The 16,829-nt window shown below is 65.4% G+C and carries 18 protein-coding genes and 1 pseudogene; 10 read left to right on the top strand and 9 right to left on the bottom strand.

The window, feature by feature from the left end:
- Positions 1–20: 20 nt before the first annotated feature.
- The 5 genes from dnaN to mutM all read right to left on the bottom strand — a co-directional run bounded on the left by dnaN (position 21) and on the right by mutM (position 5,257).
- Positions 21–1,139, bottom strand: coding sequence for a DNA polymerase III subunit beta (dnaN, locus tag OEZ60_RS18345; RefSeq protein WP_263339374.1), 1,119 nt, complete (start codon positions 1,137–1,139; stop codon positions 21–23).
- A gap of 115 nt (positions 1,140–1,254) precedes the next feature.
- Entirely contained in the window at positions 1,255–2,619 is a 1,365-nt protein-coding gene (gene dnaA, locus OEZ60_RS18340; RefSeq protein ID WP_263339372.1) for a chromosomal replication initiator protein DnaA, read from the bottom strand.
- Between the two features lie 532 nt (positions 2,620–3,151).
- Positions 3,152–3,418 (bottom strand): 30S ribosomal protein S20, encoded by a 267-nt coding sequence (gene rpsT / locus OEZ60_RS18335; protein ID WP_263339370.1) that lies wholly within the window; start codon positions 3,416–3,418, stop codon positions 3,152–3,154.
- Between the two features lie 149 nt (positions 3,419–3,567).
- Positions 3,568–4,344, bottom strand: a complete 777-nt coding sequence (locus OEZ60_RS18330) for an enoyl-CoA hydratase (RefSeq protein WP_263339368.1) — start codon at positions 4,342–4,344, stop codon at positions 3,568–3,570.
- A 61-nt stretch (positions 4,345–4,405) separates the two neighbouring features.
- Positions 4,406–5,257 (bottom strand): bifunctional DNA-formamidopyrimidine glycosylase/DNA-(apurinic or apyrimidinic site) lyase, encoded by an 852-nt coding sequence (gene mutM / locus OEZ60_RS18325; protein WP_263339365.1) that lies wholly within the window; start codon positions 5,255–5,257, stop codon positions 4,406–4,408.
- Between the two features lie 84 nt (positions 5,258–5,341).
- Between mutM and ubiE the strand changes: the two genes are divergently transcribed.
- Together ubiE and ubiB are read left to right on the top strand one after the other, a co-directional pair.
- Positions 5,342–6,094: a bifunctional demethylmenaquinone methyltransferase/2-methoxy-6-polyprenyl-1,4-benzoquinol methylase UbiE gene (ubiE, locus tag OEZ60_RS18320; protein ID WP_263339362.1), complete on the top strand. Its 753-nt coding sequence runs from the start codon at positions 5,342–5,344 to the stop codon at positions 6,092–6,094.
- 3 nt (positions 6,095–6,097) lie between these two features.
- Entirely contained in the window at positions 6,098–7,627 is a 1,530-nt protein-coding gene (ubiB, locus tag OEZ60_RS18315; protein ID WP_263339359.1) for a 2-polyprenylphenol 6-hydroxylase, read from the top strand.
- 38 nt (positions 7,628–7,665) lie between these two features.
- Here the strand turns inward: ubiB and OEZ60_RS18310 are convergent, their stop codons facing one another.
- Positions 7,666–8,337, bottom strand: a complete 672-nt coding sequence (locus OEZ60_RS18310) for a flagellar hook capping FlgD N-terminal domain-containing protein (protein WP_263339356.1) — start codon at positions 8,335–8,337, stop codon at positions 7,666–7,668.
- 11 nt (positions 8,338–8,348) lie between these two features.
- Entirely contained in the window at positions 8,349–9,026 is a 678-nt protein-coding gene (locus tag OEZ60_RS18305; RefSeq protein WP_263339353.1) for a flagellar hook-length control protein FliK, read from the bottom strand.
- Positions 9,027–10,267: 1,241 nt separating this feature from the next.
- Between OEZ60_RS18305 and OEZ60_RS18300 the strand changes: the two genes are divergently transcribed.
- The 7 genes from OEZ60_RS18300 (at position 10,268) to OEZ60_RS18270 (ending at position 14,850) form a co-directional block, all read left to right on the top strand.
- The gene (locus OEZ60_RS18300) at positions 10,268–10,558 is read left to right on the top strand and encodes a rod-binding protein (RefSeq protein ID WP_263339350.1); all 291 of its coding nucleotides are present in this window, start codon (positions 10,268–10,270) and stop codon (positions 10,556–10,558) included.
- Between the two features lie 10 nt (positions 10,559–10,568).
- Positions 10,569–10,904 carry a hypothetical protein gene (locus OEZ60_RS18295; RefSeq protein WP_263339348.1) on the top strand — a complete coding sequence of 112 codons (336 nt, stop codon included), beginning with the start codon at positions 10,569–10,571 and terminating at the stop codon, positions 10,902–10,904.
- Positions 10,905–10,983: 79 nt separating this feature from the next.
- Positions 10,984–12,630, top strand: a complete 1,647-nt coding sequence (locus tag OEZ60_RS18290; RefSeq protein WP_317852849.1) for a flagellin — start codon at positions 10,984–10,986, stop codon at positions 12,628–12,630.
- A gap of 87 nt (positions 12,631–12,717) precedes the next feature.
- The gene (gene flaF, locus OEZ60_RS18285; RefSeq protein WP_263339346.1) at positions 12,718–13,092 is read left to right on the top strand and encodes a flagellar biosynthesis regulator FlaF; all 375 of its coding nucleotides are present in this window, start codon (positions 12,718–12,720) and stop codon (positions 13,090–13,092) included.
- Positions 13,089–13,493, top strand: coding sequence for a flagellar biosynthesis repressor FlbT (gene flbT, locus OEZ60_RS18280; RefSeq protein ID WP_263339344.1), 405 nt, complete (start codon positions 13,089–13,091; stop codon positions 13,491–13,493). The genes flaF and flbT overlap by 4 nt, the downstream gene beginning before the upstream one ends.
- The gene (locus OEZ60_RS18275; protein WP_263339342.1) at positions 13,490–14,317 is read left to right on the top strand and encodes a DUF1217 domain-containing protein; all 828 of its coding nucleotides are present in this window, start codon (positions 13,490–13,492) and stop codon (positions 14,315–14,317) included. The genes flbT and OEZ60_RS18275 overlap by 4 nt, the downstream gene beginning before the upstream one ends.
- 287 nt (positions 14,318–14,604) lie before the next feature.
- Positions 14,605–14,850 carry a hypothetical protein gene (locus tag OEZ60_RS18270; RefSeq protein ID WP_263339340.1) on the top strand — a complete coding sequence of 82 codons (246 nt, stop codon included), beginning with the start codon at positions 14,605–14,607 and terminating at the stop codon, positions 14,848–14,850.
- Between the two features lie 596 nt (positions 14,851–15,446).
- On the opposite strand, the gene OEZ60_RS18265 is transcribed toward OEZ60_RS18270, so the two are convergent.
- On the bottom strand, positions 15,447–15,830 hold the full coding sequence (locus tag OEZ60_RS18265) for a TetR family transcriptional regulator C-terminal domain-containing protein (protein ID WP_263339338.1): 384 nt from the start codon (positions 15,828–15,830) through the stop codon (positions 15,447–15,449).
- A gap of 51 nt (positions 15,831–15,881) precedes the next feature.
- Positions 15,882–16,016: pseudogene (locus OEZ60_RS22310) on the bottom strand (TetR/AcrR family transcriptional regulator); the annotation flags it as partial.
- 269 nt (positions 16,017–16,285) lie between these two features.
- Here OEZ60_RS22310 and OEZ60_RS18260 point away from each other — a divergent pair.
- A complete protein-coding gene (locus OEZ60_RS18260) occupies positions 16,286–16,825 on the top strand; it encodes a YgjV family protein (RefSeq protein ID WP_263339337.1) in 540 nt (179 codons plus the stop codon).
- Positions 16,826–16,829: the final 4 nt, after the last annotated feature.

Below are 16,829 nucleotides of genomic sequence, written 5' to 3'. Positions count from 1 at the left end.
GAGGCTCCGGCGAAGCCGGATCAGACCCGCATCGGCATTACGACATAGACCGCCGAGGTGTCGTTGCCCTCGCGCATCAGGGTCGGATCGCCCGAGGAGTTGAACAGGAACACCGCGTTCTCGCGGTCGACCTGGCTCGCGATCTCGAGGAGATACTTGGCGTTGAAACCGATCTCCAGCCGCTCGTCGCCGTAAGCCACTGCCAGTTCCTCCTCGGCCGCGCCGGCATCCGGCGCGTTGACCGAGAGGACCAGCCGGTCCTCGTCGAGCTGCAGCTTGACCGCGCGCGAGCGCTCCGAGGACACCGTCGCCACCCGGTCCACCGCCTTGGCGAATTCCTGGGCATCGACCTCGAGCCGCCGCGTGTTGCCGGTCGGGATGACGCGGGAATAGTCGGGGAAGGTGCCGTCGATGACCTTGGAGGTCAGCGTGATAGCCGGTGCAGCGAAGCGGACCTTGGTCTCCGAGACCGAGACCGCGATCTGGGTCTCGTCATCGTCGAGCAGCTTGCGGAGCTCGCCCACCGTCTTGCGGGGCACGATCACGCCCGGCATCGCCGACGCGCCCTCCGGCAGGGCCGCGTCGATCCGCGCCAGCCGGTGACCGTCGGTCGCAACGCAGCGCAGGACCTGGCCATCCTCGCCCTGCGCCACATGCATGTAGACGCCGTTGAGGTAGTAGCGCGTCTCCTCGGTCGAGATCGCGAACTTCGACTTGTCGAAGAGCCGGCGCAGCACCGGCGCGGGGGCCGAGAAATTCGCGGTGTATTCCGACGAGGCCATCACCGGGAAATCCTCTTTCGGCAGGGTCGCGAGCGAGAAGGTCGACCGCCCTGCCTCGACTGTCAGCCGCCCCGCGGCGCTGTCGTCGGTCAGTTGCACCAGCGCCCCGTCGGGCAGCTTGCGCACGATCTCGTGCAGCATCACCGCCGAGACGGTCGTCGCGCCGGCGCGCTCGACCTGGGCCGGGGCCTTGTCCACGACCTCGATGTCGAGGTCGGTGGCGCGGAAGCTCACCGTATTGCCTTCCGCCTCGATCAGAACGTTGGCGAGAATGGGGATCGTGTTGCGCCGCTCCACGACAGACTGCGCCTGGCCCACCGCTTTCAGAAGCGTTGCGCGCTCGATACTGATCTTCATATCCGTCCCCTTGAGATCGCCGGGAGGGGAAAGTTAGCAACTTTCCCCCGAGGCTCAAGAATTTTCGGGACTGTCCGATGGAATGGACAGAGGGTCAAGGCCGCTTCGCGCGCTGTCAGCCTTCCAGGAGCCGACGCAGCATGTTGAGATCCTCGGAGAGCTGGCTGTCCGTCGTCTTCAGCTCCTCGACCTTGCGGATCCCGTGCATGATCGTGGTGTGATCGCGCCCGCCGAACCGGCGGCCGATCTCCGGCAGCGACCGGGTGGTCAGCGTCTTGGCGAGATACATCGCCACCTGCCGCGGACGGGCAATGGTGCGCACCCGCTTCGGGCCGATCATGTCGGACAGCCGGATGTTGTAGTGCTCGGCCACCTTGCGCTGGATCTCCTCGATCGTGACCTTGCGGTCGGAAGCGCGAAGGATGTCGGCGAGGCAGTCCTGCGCGAGGTCGAGCGTGATCTCGCGCCCGACGAGGCTCGCGAAGGCGAAGAGCCGGGTCAGCGCGCCCTCGAGAACGCGGACATTGGTGGTGATCCGGTGGGCGAGGAATTCCAGCACCCCGTTCGCGAGCTTCAGCGCCGGATACTGGCCGCGGTACTGCTCGGCCTTCTGCTGGAGGATGCCGAGCCGCAGTTCGTAGTCGGTCGGGTGCAGGTCGACGACAAGCCCGCACTGCAGGCGGCTCTTGATCCGCTCCTCGAGATCCTTGATCTCACCCGGCGCGCGGTCGGCCGAGATGATGATCTGCTTGTTCTGGTCCACGAGCGCGTTGAACGTGTGGAAGAATTCCTCCTGCGTCGATTCCTTGCCGGCGATGAACTGGACGTCATCGACCATCAGCACGTCGACCGAGCGGAACATCTCCTTGAAGCCCATGATCTCCTTCTCGCGCAGCGCCTGCACGAAACGGTACATGAATTGCTCGGCCGAGAGGTAGAGCACGCGGAGATCGGGCTGGCGGGTCTGCAGCTCGTGGGCGACGGCATGCATGAGGTGGGTCTTGCCGAGGCCGACGCCGCCGTAGAGGAACAGCGGATTGAAGGTCACGGGGCCGCCCTCGGCGACGCGGCGGGCGGCGGCGTGGGCAAGCTCGTTCGGCTTGCCGACGACAAAGCTGTCGAAGGTGAAGCGGGCGTCGAGCGGCGCGCCGGGCAACTCGGCATCGTCGCCGGCGCGCGGAGCGTTGCGCGAGGCACGATTCGGCTTGGCCTCGGCCTTGGCGGGCGCGGCGTCGCGCTGCGTCGGGACGTGGAACTCGACCCGCTCGACCTCGGCGCCGACACGGGTCAGGTGCTGGCGAATCTGTTCGGCGAAATTGCGCGACACCCAGTCGCGCATGAACTTCGTCGGGACCTCGAACCTGGCGATGCCGTTCTCGAGCGTGTCGAGCTTCAGCGGCTCGATCCAGGACGCGAAGTTGTTCTTGCCAACGGACTTGAGAAGTTCATTTCGGACCTGCCCCCAGGAATCTTCGATCATTTTTCGCTTTCTCACGTCTCTTACCAAAGTCCCGCGCCGCAGAAGCGCAGGCCCCTCCACCCATGTCGACCCAGCGTCCGTCCGGGTAGATAACGCTCCGCCGTCCGGCTGATTACCGGTTTCGTCTCGCCTCCAGCCGGAGGCGTAAGCATCATGGACATGGCAGCATCGGATAAGAACCAGATCCCGCCGGACCCGGCCCCCCAACAAGAGCCTGAAGCACAGACCGACGGTCCGCACCTTGAACCAAGCCCGCGCGCCGCAAACATCGACGCACGCACTGGGACTAGGCAGGTGCAGCGCCTGCCCGATCCCACTGGTTACCGCATGTCTCCCCAAGACGATGTGAATCGCAAGCTGACGCTAGCAAGCCGGGCGAAGGCCCCGCAACAGAACTTCGCGCTTGACTCACGCTTTGCCGAAACGAATCCGCCAGGTCGTGCAAAAGGGGCACAGGGGCGTGCTGGCGATGCAAATTGCAAAAGGCGCAGCCCGGGGCTGCGCCTTTCGATTTCTCATTCTTTTGAAGGCCTTAGGCGGTCAGAGCCTTCACGCGAGCGGCCAGGCGCGACATTTTGCGCGCGGCGGTGTTCTTGTGAACGACGCCCTTGGTCACGCCGCGGGCCAGTTCCGGCTGGGCGGCGCGCAGAGCGGCTGCGGCCGATTCCTGGTTGCCGGAGGCGATCGCCTCTTCGACCTTCCGAAGGAAGGTGCGAATCCGCGAACGGCGGGCTTTGTTGACGTCTTGACGGCGCTCGGACTGGCGGGCGCGCTTCTTGGACTGGGGCGTATTGGCCATATGTGGTTTCCCAACTTCCGGGTCTGTTTCGATACGATAACGCGACAGAACCCGGGTTCCCAGTGAACCGGTCGATTCTAGCCTGAGCGGGCTCCACGCGCATGTGACCGCGCTCCCTTAAGGGAAAACGCGGGCAATGGAAAGAGGTTTCAGCGGTCGCGGAACTGCGGCTGGCGCTTTTCGAGGAAGGCGCTCATGCCCTCCTTCTGGTCCTCGGTGGCGAAGAGCGCGTGGAAGAGGCGCCGCTCGAATAGGAGGCCCTCGCGCAGCGTCGTCTCGTAGCTGCGGTTCACCGCCTCCTTCACCGCCATCGTGGCGAGCGCGGATTTCTCGGTGATCTTGCGGGCCGCGGCCATCGCCTCGGGCAGGAGCTTGGCGGCCGGCACGACGCGGCTGACGAGACCCGAACGCTCGGCCTCGGCGGCGTCCATGAAACGCCCGGTCAGGTGCATGTCCATCGACTTTGCCTTGCCGACGAAGCGTGTCAGCCGCTGGGTGCCGCCGATTCCGGCGACGACGCCGAGATTGATCTCGGGCTGGCCGAATTTCGCGGTGTCGGCGGCGATGATGAAGTCGCACATCATCGCCAGCTCGCAGCCGCCGCCGAGCGCATAGCCCGCGACGGCCGCGATGATCGGCTTGCGGCAGCGCAGCATCGGCTCGGTATTTGCGCCGAAGAGGTCGCTGGTGAAGACGTCGACGAAGCTCTTCTCCGACATCTCCTTGATGTCGGCGCCGGCCGCGAAGGCCTTTTCCGACCCGGTGAGGACGATGCAGCGCACCTTGTCGTTGGCGTCCGCGGCGGCGAGTGCGTCGCCCAGTTCGTCGAGGAGTTTCGCGTTGAGCGCGTTGAGCGCGTCCGGCCGGTTCAGGCGGATGAGCGCGACGTAGTCTTCGATCTCGACGATCAAGGTCTCGTAAGCCATGCGAGGGGCCTTTCGTTCTGCTTTGATGGCAACACCTATCAGCCCGACCGGCGGGATCAAGTCATCTTTGGCAGGCGGGGCAGTAGAAGGTGGAACGTCCGGACTGGACGATTCGGCGGATCGTGCCGGTGCAGCTGTCGTTCCGGCAGGCCTCGCCCGCGCGGTCATAGGCGCGGAAGGCATGCTGGAAATAGCCGAGTTCGCCATCGGCCTGGCGGTAGTCCTTGAGGGAGGATCCGCCGGCCTCGATCGCCTCGCCGAGGACCGCGCGCACAATCGGGACAAGCGCGGCGACCCGCGCCGCCGCGATCTGCCCGGCCTTGCGGCGCGGGTCGATCCGGGCGCGGTTTAGGACCTCGCAGACATAGATGTTGCCGAGCCCCGCCACGAGCCTCTGGTCGAGGAGCGCGGCCTTGACCGGCGTGCTCCGCCCCTTGAGCCGGGCAACCAGGTAGTCCTCGTCGAAACGGTTGCCGAGCGGCTCGGGGCCGATGTCGCGCAGGAGCCAGTGGTCGTCGGCCTCCGCCGTCTCCATCAGGTCCATCGCGCCGAAGCGGCGGGCGTCGTTGAAGGTCACGCGCGCGCCACCCTCCATGTCGAGGACGACATGGTCGTGTTTTGCCGGCAGCGGATGGGCATGGTGAAAGCCGCCGATCGTCACACCCGAGATCAGCATCCGTCCCGACATGCCGAGATGGACAAGGAGCGTCTCGCCGGTCGAAAGGTCGGCGAGGATGTATTTCGAGCGCCGCCTGAGCCCCAGAACCCGCGCGCCGGTCAGCCGCCCGGCCATCCGTTCGGGGAAGGGAAAGCGCAGGTCCGGGCGGTTCACCTGCGCGCGCTCGATCACGCGCCCCTCCATCGCGGGCACGAGCCCCCGGCGCACGGTTTCGACTTCGGGCAGTTCGGGCATTTCGCCTCGTGTCCTTTCCGCCGCATTGTCTCTGCGGCCAAGGCTTCTATAAGAAGGGCGAGTTCAACGGAACGGCAAGGGGCCATGACCGAGACCGATACCCGCACCACCCATTTCGGGTTCAAGACCGTCGCCGAGGGCGACAAGGCCGGGATGGTGCATGGCGTCTTCACCCGCGTCGCCAACCGCTACGACATCATGAACGACCTGATGAGCGCGGGAATCCACCGGCTCTGGAAGGACGCGATGATGGACTGGCTCGCACCGCGTCCGGGCTCGCGGCTCCTTGACGTCGCGGGCGGGACCGGCGACATCGCCTTCCGCTACCTCAAGCGTGCCGAAGGCGCGACCGCGACCGTGCTCGACATGACCGAGTCGATGCTACTCGAAGGCCAGAAACGCGCCGATGCCGAGAACATGGCTGACCGTCTCACCTGGGTCGTGGGCGACGCGATGGCGCTGCCGTTCGAGGCGAACACCTTCGACTGCTACACGATCAGCTTCGGGATCCGGAACGTCACCCGCATTCCCGACGCGCTGTCGGAGGCTTACCGCGTGCTGAAGCCCGGCGGCCGGCTGATGGTGCTCGAATTCAGCCAGATCCCGAACCCGGGCCTGCAATGGGCCTATGACCGCTATTCCTTCAACGTGATCCCGGTGATGGGCCAGATCGTCGCGAACGACCGCGACAGCTACCAGTACCTCGTCGAGTCGATCCGCAAGTTCCCCGACCAGGAGAGCTTCGCCGCGATGATCCGCGCCGCGGGCTTCGAGCAGGTCAAGTACCGCAACCTCACGATGGGCGTCGCGGCGCTCCATTCCGGCTGGAAGATCTGAGCATTGCGCGGTCCCCATAATCTCTGGCGCCTGATCCGTACCGGCGCGACCTTCGAGCGGACCGGCGCGATGAAGATCGCGCTCGAGGCGATGGAAACGCCGCCGCGGCTCCGGCTTCTCGCGCGCGTCGTCGGCTGGCCGTTCAAGTGGCTTGGCTATCGCGGCAACCCGGCCGAGCCGCCGGTGACGCGGGCACTGACGGCACTCGGACCCGCCTACATCAAGTTCGGCCAGATGCTCTCGACCCGGCCCGACGTGGTCGGCGAGGAGCTCGCGAACCAGCTCCGTGTCCTGCAGGACAAGCTGCCGCCCTTCCCGACCTCGGTCGCCAAGGCGACGGTCGAGGCCGAGCTCGGCCAGCCGGTGGATGCGCTATTCTCGGAATTTTCCGAGCCGGTGGCGGCGGCCTCGATCGCGCAGGTGCACCGCGCCCGGCTCGCCGGCAGGGGCGAGGAAGTGGCCGTCAAGGTGCTGCGCCCGGGGATCGAGCGCGCGTTCCAGCGCGATATCGACGCCTTCCATTTCGCTGCCGGACTGATCGAGCTGCTGCTGCCGGGATCGCGGCGGCTCCGGCCCTCCGATGTGATCAGCCATTTCGAGAGCGTGGTGATGGGCGAGCTGGATCTCCGGCTCGAAAGCTCTGCCGCCTCGGAATTCGCCGCCAACACCGAAAAGGACGAAGGCTTCCAGGTGCCCGCGCCGCATTGGGACCTGTCGTCGCGGCGGGTGATGACGCTCGGTTGGGCCGAGGGGATCCCGCTCGGCGATGTCGCGGCGATCCGCGCGGCGGGCCACGACTGCGTGGAACTGTCCGAGCGGGTGTTGCAGCTCTTCCTCAGCCACGCGCTGCGCGACGGCTATTTCCATGCCGACATGCACCAAGGCAACCTCAAGGTCGCGCCGAACGGTGACATCATCGCCTATGATTTCGGCATCATGGGCCATATCGACGAATACACCCGGCGGGTCTATGCCGAGATCCTGATCGGCTTCATCCGCAAGGATTACCGCCGTGTCGCCGAGGTCCATTTCGAGGCGGGCTACGTCCCGCAGGACCGCGACATCGACGAGTTCGCCCGCGCGCTCCGTGCCGTGGGAGAGCCGATCTTCGGCATGGATGCGAGCCGGATCTCGATGGCGCGGCTTCTGTCCTACCTCTTCGAGGTGACCGAGCGGTTCGGGATGCAGACCCGGACCGAGCTGATTCTCTTGCAGCGCACGATGGTCGTCGTCGAGGGCGTCGCCCGCTCGCTCAATTCCAACATGAACATGTGGCAGGTCGCAAGGCCGGTGGTCGAGCGCTACATCCGCGAGAGCGTCGGCCCGAAGGCTCTGGTCCGCGACCTGGTCCTCACTGCGCGGGTGCTCGGCCGGTTCGGCCCTCGCCTGCCGCAGATCGCCGAGGCGATGCTGATCAACCAGACCGAACGCGCGGAGCCCGCGCGTCGGCGGCCGGCGCTGGAAACGGCGCTGCTGATCACGCTCGGCGCCGCGCTGGCGGGCGGCGGGTTCGCGCTCGCGATGTTGATCTGAACCGATAACCACGGCGCGCCGCGGTGCGGCGGCGGCCGTCACTGCGGCCCGGCGCCGCGCATCGCTTTGATGTCAGGCGGCGAAACCACCGCGCCGCCATCCAGCACCACAACCGGGCCGTCCGGACCGTTCTGGACCTCCGCAATGCGCGCGAAGCTTTCGACATCGGAGATGCCCAGCGGCTCGCCGGCCGCGTAGCTTTCGAGCCGGAAGCTGTAGAGGCCCGCTGGCATAGGCCCGCCCCGCGAATCCGTTCCGGCCCAGACCAGCGGCTCGTCCGAGGCCGGCGCCGGCGATCGCATCACCTCGCGCCCCTGGGAATCGTAGGCGACAAGCACGGTCTGGTCCGCGCCGGATTCGGGCGCCGGATAGAGCGTCAGGGGGGCGCCGTCGAACAGGGTTGGCGCCGCACTTCGCGCCTCCATTCCGACCCAGGACGCCATCTGCGCCATGCCCGAGAGACCGAGCTGAGACGAAAGCGATTCCAGGAGCGTGTTGGTCTTCACCTGCTGCTCGACGCCAGAGAACGTCGCCAACTGGGCAGCGTAATCGGTGGAATCGATCGGGTTCAGCGGGTCCTGGTTCTGCATCTGGGTGGTGAGCATCACGAGGAAGGTCTGGAAGTCGCTGTTGATCAGCGTCCCGTGCTGCTCTCTGGCGCGGGCCGTGGGTGCCGCCGCCTGTGATCCTGTCTGAGAGACTGCGTCCATTTCGTATTCCTTCACAGCCTGAGGTCGAGTCCGCCAGCGTCGCTCTGGCGCGACGAAATGCCTGTCGCCTCCGCCCGGTGGGCTGCAGATGCCGACTCGGCCTCTAGATCGGCGGGATCGCCTTCGGAGTCGCGTTGTGTCGCGACTGGCCGGTCCTGACCGTGCCCGAATGAAAAGGCCAGATTCGAGAAGCCGAGTTCGCGGAAATCCTGCGCCAGAATGTCGATATGGCGCCGCAGCAACTCAACCGTTTCTGGCCGGTCGGCCTGCACGTTCAACGTCAGGGCTCCGTCCTGGCTCGACATGGAAATCCGGACCCGTCCGAGTTCCTCCGGTGACAGGGTCAACTCGACCGCACCGTCGGGGAAATTCGTGATGGCGTCAGCGAGACGGTGGCCAAGACCCGGCGGCAGATGCATTGCCACAGGCCCGGCCGGTGCGGCTCGATCCGCTGCTCGGCCGCCTTGGGCAGGGTCCTGTGCCGCGTGGGCCGCAAGGTCTGAAACGCGTTCGCCGAAGGCACTGTCCGAGGGGTTCGGGCCGGACAGGTCGCCGACCGGCGTTGGTGCTGCCGCCTCGGCCGGCGTGGCGGTTCTGCTTGGCGGTGCGGTTTTCTCGGCCGCGGTCGCCGCAGGTGTCCCGATCTCTGCCGCGTTGCCGGATCGGGGTACCGGAGCGGCAGTGGTCATTGACGCTTGGACGGAAGGCGACGGGCTCGGCGCGACGGCCCGTTCCGTACTGGCCCGCGCTCCGGCTGCCGTCCCGGTTATCCGCGGCTCATCTGGATCTGCGTCAACAGCCTCGGGAACCGCGCCCCGAACTGCGCCGAGCCCGGAGGCCTCAGGCGGCGGGACTGCAGCCGCGGATTCGCGCGCCCGGAAGGATGCTGACCAAGGCATCGGTGGTTGCCCAAAGCCGGCGGGCGCCGGCGGGGTGTCGACGCGGCCTGCCGGGCCCCCGCCGGCCGCTGGCTCTGGCAGCGGCGGACCGGCTGTTCGCCGGTCCGCGTCCGATGGTGTGGCGCGCACCGGCAACGCGAACGGCATTGCGATGTCGGGCGCTTGGCTTGCGCCCCCGGAGGATGCTGGGCCCGATGCGGTCTGAGAAGGCGGCGATACCGTCTGCGCTGCGCGAGTCGCCATCGGCGGCGCGGGCCGGAGCGACTGCGGGTTAGGCATTGCCGGTATGTGCAAAGGACCCGGATCCGTTCGCGCAGCAACTCCGATGAGCGGGGCGGACGGCAGCGAGACCGCCGGCATGTCGTTCCCGGGGCCTTCCCGGTCGAAATCGCCACGGCCCGGCGTGAGCACGCCTTCGGGTGCCTCGTCCCTCTCGCCGTGGTCCCCGGTAGATGACGGCGTGTCCGGCCTCATATTGTCCGAAGCGGCCGGCGACGCGGCAGATGGCGCCCGCGCATCGGCGGCCGGCTCCGGGCTTACGGATGCCTGTCTTGGAAGCGGTGTGGCAGCGTCCTCATTCGCCTCCAGCGCCAGTATCGGCGCGTCGGACCTCACGGCGAATGAGGGCGGAACGAACTTGTCCTCTGCGAACGATTGTTTCTCTTCGGCCGCGAGGCAGTTGCAGGAGGATTGCCCGTCCGTGCCGTCACACCGCACGGCAGCGCCTTCCTCGGTCAGGTCCGAAGCGATCCGGGCACGCCCTGGAAAGCCGTTGTCGGGCGTGGCGCCTCCCGAACCGGAACCGGCCGGTTCGTCGAGTGCGGCCAGGAAGTGAGCCAGGCGGCCGGTGGGGCCGGGTTCTGTCGGGATGTCGTCCTGGGGCGGACGGGTTGCCCGCAACGGGGCCGCGAACGTGATCGGGTCCATGCTTCACGACTTCTGCCTGTGTCACGCCAACAATGGCAGGACGAGATTACCGCTTCTTTACTCCGCTCCGGTCATAGTCCGCGAAACGCGCATGTTCGGAGATAATGCCGATGACCGGGATATCCGCGACACCTTTGCCACAGGCTTCGACCGAGCCGCGGATCCAGGCGCTGCGCTCTGCCGCCGACGCGATGGAGGCACAATTCCTCAGCGAGATGCTGAAGTCCGCCGGGCTGGACCAGGCGCGTGACAGCTTCGGCGGCGGTGTCGGAGAGGAGCAGTTCGCCTCGTTCCTGCGCCAGGAACAGGCGAGTGGGCTGGCGCGAAACGGCGGAATCGGTCTGGCAGAAAGCATCTTCGAGGCGCTGAAGAGGAGGGCCGGCGATGCTCCATGATCCGGTTCGGGTGATCGACGATCTCGAGGATCTCCTTGTGGCGGAACACCGTGCGATCCAGGCCGGTGATCTGGCGGCGCTTGCGGCCTTTGTCCGGCGCAAGACGGCGTTGGTCGAGGCGCTCGCGGGGATCGAGGACCGGCTTGCCACTTCCCGCCTCGCCGGCGTGCGCGAGCGGGCGGAAACCAATCGGCGCCTGCTGGCGTCGGTCCTGTCGGGAGTGAAGGCGGCGCGCGCGCGATATGATCTTGTCCGACAGGCGGGCACGCGGCTTGAAACCTACGACCAGAGCGGTCGCCGGCAGAGTGTGGCATTCGGCGCCGGCACCGTCGAACGCCGCGCGTAGGTCTCGGGTTTCGTTAAAAAGCATCGAAATCAATGTCTTGCCTTAGCGATGTCTTAGATTTTGAGCGTCAGGTTCAGTCTTGCATCCGGGATCGGATGGCGCGGCGGGTGGTCCCTGCCGCAGCGGTCAGAACACCTCCGGCGCCGCCAGCAGCGGCTTGTGTAACCCGGCGCAAAGCGCCGAACTTGTGAAGGATCGAAGCATGTCGAGCATTCTGACGAATACCAGCTCCATGGTGGCGCTGCAGACGCTCAAGGGCATCAACTCCAGCCTGTCGAAGACCCAGGCCGAGATTTCCACCGGCAAATCCGTGGGCTCGGCCAAGGACAACGCCGCTGTCTGGGCGATTTCGAAGGTGATGGAGGCGGATGTGAAGGGATTCAAGGGGATTTCCGACAGCCTCAACCTCGGCGAATCCTCGGTTGCGGTGGCGCGTCAGGCCACCGAAACCGTCACGGACCTTCTGACTGAAATCAAGGGCAAGGTCGTCGCGGCGCAGGAACAGAACGTCGACCGAGGCAAGATCCAGACCGACATTGATGCGCTGACCGAACAGATCAAGTCGGTCGTCAACGCGGCTCAGTTCAACGGGCTGAACCTGCTCAAGGGCACCGAGGACATGAACATCCTGTCCTCGCTCGACCGTGCGGGTGACGGCTCGGTGACCGCCGCCAACATCACGGTCGGGCGCAAGGATCTGACGACGAGCGCCGGGGTATATGGGGGCGGGACGTCGCTTGCCCCGAACGCAACTGTTGCGGGCGGTGCCAGCGCGGTCGCTTCGACGGGCAACAGCGCCGTCGTGACCTTTGCCGGCACCGCCGCCGACTACTCGGCTGCAAACGCGACCCTGACAGTGGCGGGGGTCGATCTCAACTATACAGGCCAGGCCGGACACACCGAATCCAATGCGGCGTCGTTCTTCTCTGCCGCGATCAATGCGCTCGGTCTCGAGGGAATCACGGCTTCCGCGTCGAGCGGGGCGCTGACGGTCACGTCGACGCGGGCCTTCGACAGCGCCAAGGTGACCGTCGGGGCGCTGGCCGGCAACGCTGCGGGTTCCCAGATCACGTCCCTCAACGGTTCGGCTGTCACGCAGGCGAGTGGCGACATTGCCAACCGGGCCGAACAGATCGACTTTTCCACATCTGCCGCCGTCAAGGAGGGCGATGGTTACAAGGTCACGATCGGATCCGGCTCCTACAACTACGTCGCCGGCAAGGGCGAAACGATGGAGGATGTGGCCAGGGGCCTCAAGACCGCGATCGACTCGGCCGGTCTCACCGGTATCACCACCAAGGTCGTTCAGGACGCGTCGACCGGCCAGTGGAGCCTCAAGGTCGACAATTCCGGTGCCAGCAAGAGTTTCTCCTCGACGGGCAACGAAGGCGGGACGGCATCGGGAGGGCTCTTCGGACTTGATGCGATTGACGTGACGACGAATGCGGGAGCGGATGCCGCGCTCGACAACATCGAGACGATGATCAACAGCTCGATCGCCGCAGCCGCCTCCTTCGGTTCCGCCCAGGGCCGAATCGAAATCCAGTCGGAGTTCGTCGGCAAATTGTCCGACGCGCTCAAGACCGGGATCGGAACCCTGGTGGACGCCGATATGGAGGAGGCCTCGGCCCGGCTCCAGGCGCTGCAGGTGCAGCAGCAGCTCGGCGTCCAGTCGCTGTCGATTGCCAACCAGGCGCCGCAGAACATCTTGTCGCTGTTCCGGTAACGGCTTTGGCCGGGGCGCCCGAACGGCGCCCCGGATCGCCGCGGTAAACCCGTATACCGACGAAAATCGTCATCGGAAGGTAACCAAGTGAACGCACATCTTCTGGCCAGATCAGCCTATGCCAGCGCCGCCACCCCCACCAGGACAACGCGTGGCACGGAGTACGAGATCTTCGCCCGTGTCACCCACCGGCTGAAAGCCGCCGGTCGCGGCGACGGCGATTTCATCGCCCTGGCGGGCGCGCTGCATGACAACCGCACGCTCTGGACCGCGCTTGCGGCCGATGTCGCGCTTGAGACCAACGCCTTGCCGAAAAGCCTCAGGGCGCAGATTTTCTACTTGTCGGAGTTCACCACCCAGCATACCCGCCGCATCCTCGCGGGCGAGGCCGGCGCCGATGTGCTGATCGATATCAATACCGCGATGATGCGCGGCCTGCGCAACGAGGGGGATCCGGCATGAGCGGCCTCGTCCTCAAGCTGGCGCCGCGCGAGCGCGTGCTGATCAACGGCGCGGTGATCGAGAACGGCGACAAGCGCTCGCGGCTCGCGGTCATGACGCCGAACGCCAATATCTTGCGTCTGCGCGATGCGATCCACCCCGAGGAGGTCAACACGCCTGTGCGCCGGGTCTGCTACATCGCCCAGCTCGTGCTCTCGGGGGACGCCGATCCAAAGGATGCCCGCCACCAGATGCTGCGGGGCATCGAGCAGCTGAGCCAGGCGCTGACCGATCATGACAGTCGGACCCAGCTTGGCGCCGCGACGGCCGCTCTGCTTGCTGACCAATTCTATCCGGCTCTCAAGGCGCTCCGCGCTCTCCTGCCACGGGAAGCCCGCCTTCTGGCGGCCGCCCGCGTATGAGCTTCACGCCGGTTATCCCGTTCGGCGGCTACACCGGCTGGAAGTTCCTTGCCAAAACGCGGGCCGCACAACAGGAAGCGTTCTTCACCAGTGCCCCGCAGCAACGGGAGGAAGCATATTTTCGCGAGCGTATCGGATCGATCGGGAGCGCCGAGGCGTTGGTCGCGGATCGTCGCCTGCTCTCGGTCGCTCTGGGCGCCTTCGGGCTCGGTGACGACATAAATAACCGGTACTTCGTCCGCAAAGTGCTTGAGGATGGCACGCTCGACCCCTACGCGCTGGCGAACAAGCTCGCCGACAAGCGCTACCTTGAACTCTCCAAAGCGTTCGGATTCGGAGACTACGCAGTACCACGCACGCGGCTGTCGGACTTCGCTGACCGGATCCTGGAAGGTTACCGGATGCGCCGATTCGAGGCCGTCATCGGTGAGCAGAACCCGCAAATGCGATTTGCGCTGAACGCCGAGCGTGAACTCGGTGCGATCGCGACAAGGTCGATCTCCGACGATGCGAAATGGTTCAACGTGCTCGGCTCACCTCCCCTTCGCGAGGTGTTTCAGGTCGCGTTTGGCCTGCCGAGCGCCTTCGTCTCTATTGATCTCGACCGGCAGGTGTCGGTGCTCAAGGATCGGGCCAGGAGATTTCTAGGCTCATCCGGCGTTGTACAGTTCGCCGACCCAGCAAAGGTGGAAAACCTTGTGCGACTGTATCTGTTGAGATCAGAGACGCGAGGTTTCGGAGCCGGCTATTCGGCGTCGACAGCGGCGCTCACGCTTCTGCAGAATGGCGACGCGAGCGGTGGCTTGCTGTCGCGCCGAATTTGATGCGATGACGCCGCCTTACGTGATCCCTAATCGCCGCAGATGAGGGTCGATTTTTCCGCATCTCATCCTGCGTGCCGGATGCTTGGATTCCTCCGTAATCGCCGCGCAAGACACCGCGCTTGGTTCACGGTTGGTGTATCGACATCGTGTGCGCGGTCCTTGCCGTAGTCCGGGGAGCGATGTGAATCCCGGAGTAGAAATGGGCAGCGGAAACGGTCGGATGTTCTGACCGTCAGCGAGTATAACGCCGCATCTTTCGCCTGTGGCAACGAGCTGAAGGCGGGGAGATGTATGCTGTGGACCTTTACGGGCTGGTGCGCCGGGCGTGCCATGTCGACGCGATGAGCAAGAGCGAAGCGGCACGGATGTTCGGCATCGACCGCAAGCCGGTGGCGAAGGGCCTGAAGCACTCGGTGCCGCCGGGGTATCGTCGGTCGAAGTCACCTGTCCGGCCGAAGCTCGATCCCTTCATTCCGATCATCGACCAGATCCTGGAGGACGATAAACGCCAGTTGGCAAAGCAGCGGCACTAGGCGCACCATTATCTTCTTTCGGCGGCTGCGCGGACGCTGTCTCTGACGCAAGTCTTCTCGGAGAGTGAGGCGGCGGCGGACCGGCTTTTTTTGGCCCCGATTGCCAGAGACGGACAGCGCGCCGGCATCTGCAATCTGGCGATCAGGCACCGGTTCGATAGCGCCTCTTGTGATCGGCGGTTCCCCGAACCCGACGACCGCGGTGCGCCGCGTGATCTCGCCGCTCAGGCGTTCGACTGGACTCGTCGATGGCAACTTGCCCCGGCGCGCCTCGAAAAGGACACCATCAGCCGTTAGGCCGCGAAGCCGATCAGTTCCGGCGGCATTCCACATTGGAGGCCTTCTCCACAACACGCGAAAGTCTTGCATCAGGGAAGCGTGTCTGATGTTCCGATCTCGGTTGGTGTCAGGAATCAGATCCATCCGGTACATCGCCGGCGACTACCTCCGACGTGCTTACTCCCAGAGGCTCGACAGCGGCCAGCTTACCGCCATGGTGCCCTGGGCGGCGCTCGTAACCAGGTGGCGCCGCGATCCCGGCTGGAAGGCGACGCGGAAAACTCCGACTACACACGGTGCCGTTTCAGGGGATCGCGTCACAGGCGATTCCCGCACCGCTTCTGCGATAAGCGAGCCGTTGGAAAGAGCAGCGTCAGGTAGTTCCGGAACTGCTCGGACTGCCGCCTCGTGGTGTCGGTGTCGCCATGCGCCCTTTGCAGAACCAGGGCGCCCTCGATGACCGAGACGATCATCTCGGCAAGTTGCCGTGCGGTGATCGGCAGCGCGGGCTCGTAGCGGTCGAGGACATCCTGGAACATGCGGACGTAGATCGAGGTCCATTGCCGCAGCGTGTCTGAGACGAAGTCGAGCACATCGGCGTCGAACTGCCGGCTTTCGTAGGTGTAGACCGCGTACATGCAGCCGGGGGCGGGGTCCTCGGAATTGCTGATGTAGACTTCGAACAGCTTCTGGAATGCCATGACCTGTTCGAGCGGATCGTCGCTTTGTTCCTGCGCCTGGCGCTGGAACTCCTAGAACATCTTCAGGTCCTTCAATGCGTAACGCCTGACCAGCTCGCGCGCGAGGTCCGCCTTTCCCTTGAAGTGATGAAAGAAGGCGCCCTTCGTCAGCCCGGTGGCCTTCAGGACATCGTCGACCGAGGTCCCTGCGAATCCCTTGCCATCACGAAGTCCCGCGCAGCGTCAAGCAACCGGTCGCGAGTCGATTCTGCCTTCTGAGTCATACGATTTTCCATACCAACCAGTTCGTATTAATGCGGTACGGAGCTAATTCCCAAGTCAGAAGTCAAACTATTAAGCATTTGAATACAGTATATTACGAGATTTCTGTATTTGCGGGGGGGAAGTGCATTGACGACATACCGTTCGGTCTGCCTAATATACCGACCAGTTGGTATTTTTGGGAGACCGATCCGATGGACCCGATCAACCTCATCACGCAACACCCCGCAGCCGCGATGTTTGGCGCCGCCGGGCTCGCCTGCCAACTGGTCTGGCCGCTCTTCTCTTCCCGCCGCGCCATGCTCGGCGTTCAATTCGGGATCGGCACGAACTACGGGGCACAATACGCGCTTATCGATGCCTGGAGCGGTGCTGCGGTCTGTGCCCTTGGCGCGACGCAGACGATGATCGCCCTGATTGCGGGAAACCGGCCCTGGCTCCGCTGGATGGGCCTCGCGTTTCTGCCCGGTGTCGTCGCGGTCTGCGTGCTGACCTGGTCGGGCCTACCGTCCTTCTGCTCGATGACGGCCTGCAGCCTCGTCATGCTCGGCCGGCTCCAGAGCGATCTCCTCCGGTTCCGCTCGCTGATGCTCGCCGCCGCGCCCTTCGGCATGGGCCACGACCTCGCCGTCGGCTCGATGCTCGGCCTCGCCGGCGCCTGCCTCTCCGCCACCCTCGCGGCCGTGGCTCTCCGCCGGGAGATCCACGGGCGGTCATCCGGCCGCGCCACCTGACCAA

Source organism: Albidovulum salinarum, from assembly GCF_025673475.1.
Lineage (GTDB): Bacteria > Pseudomonadota > Alphaproteobacteria > Rhodobacterales > Rhodobacteraceae > Albidovulum > Albidovulum salinarum.
The sequence above is the reverse complement of the archived record's forward strand: the minus strand, read 5'-3'. Positions and strand labels throughout refer to the sequence as shown.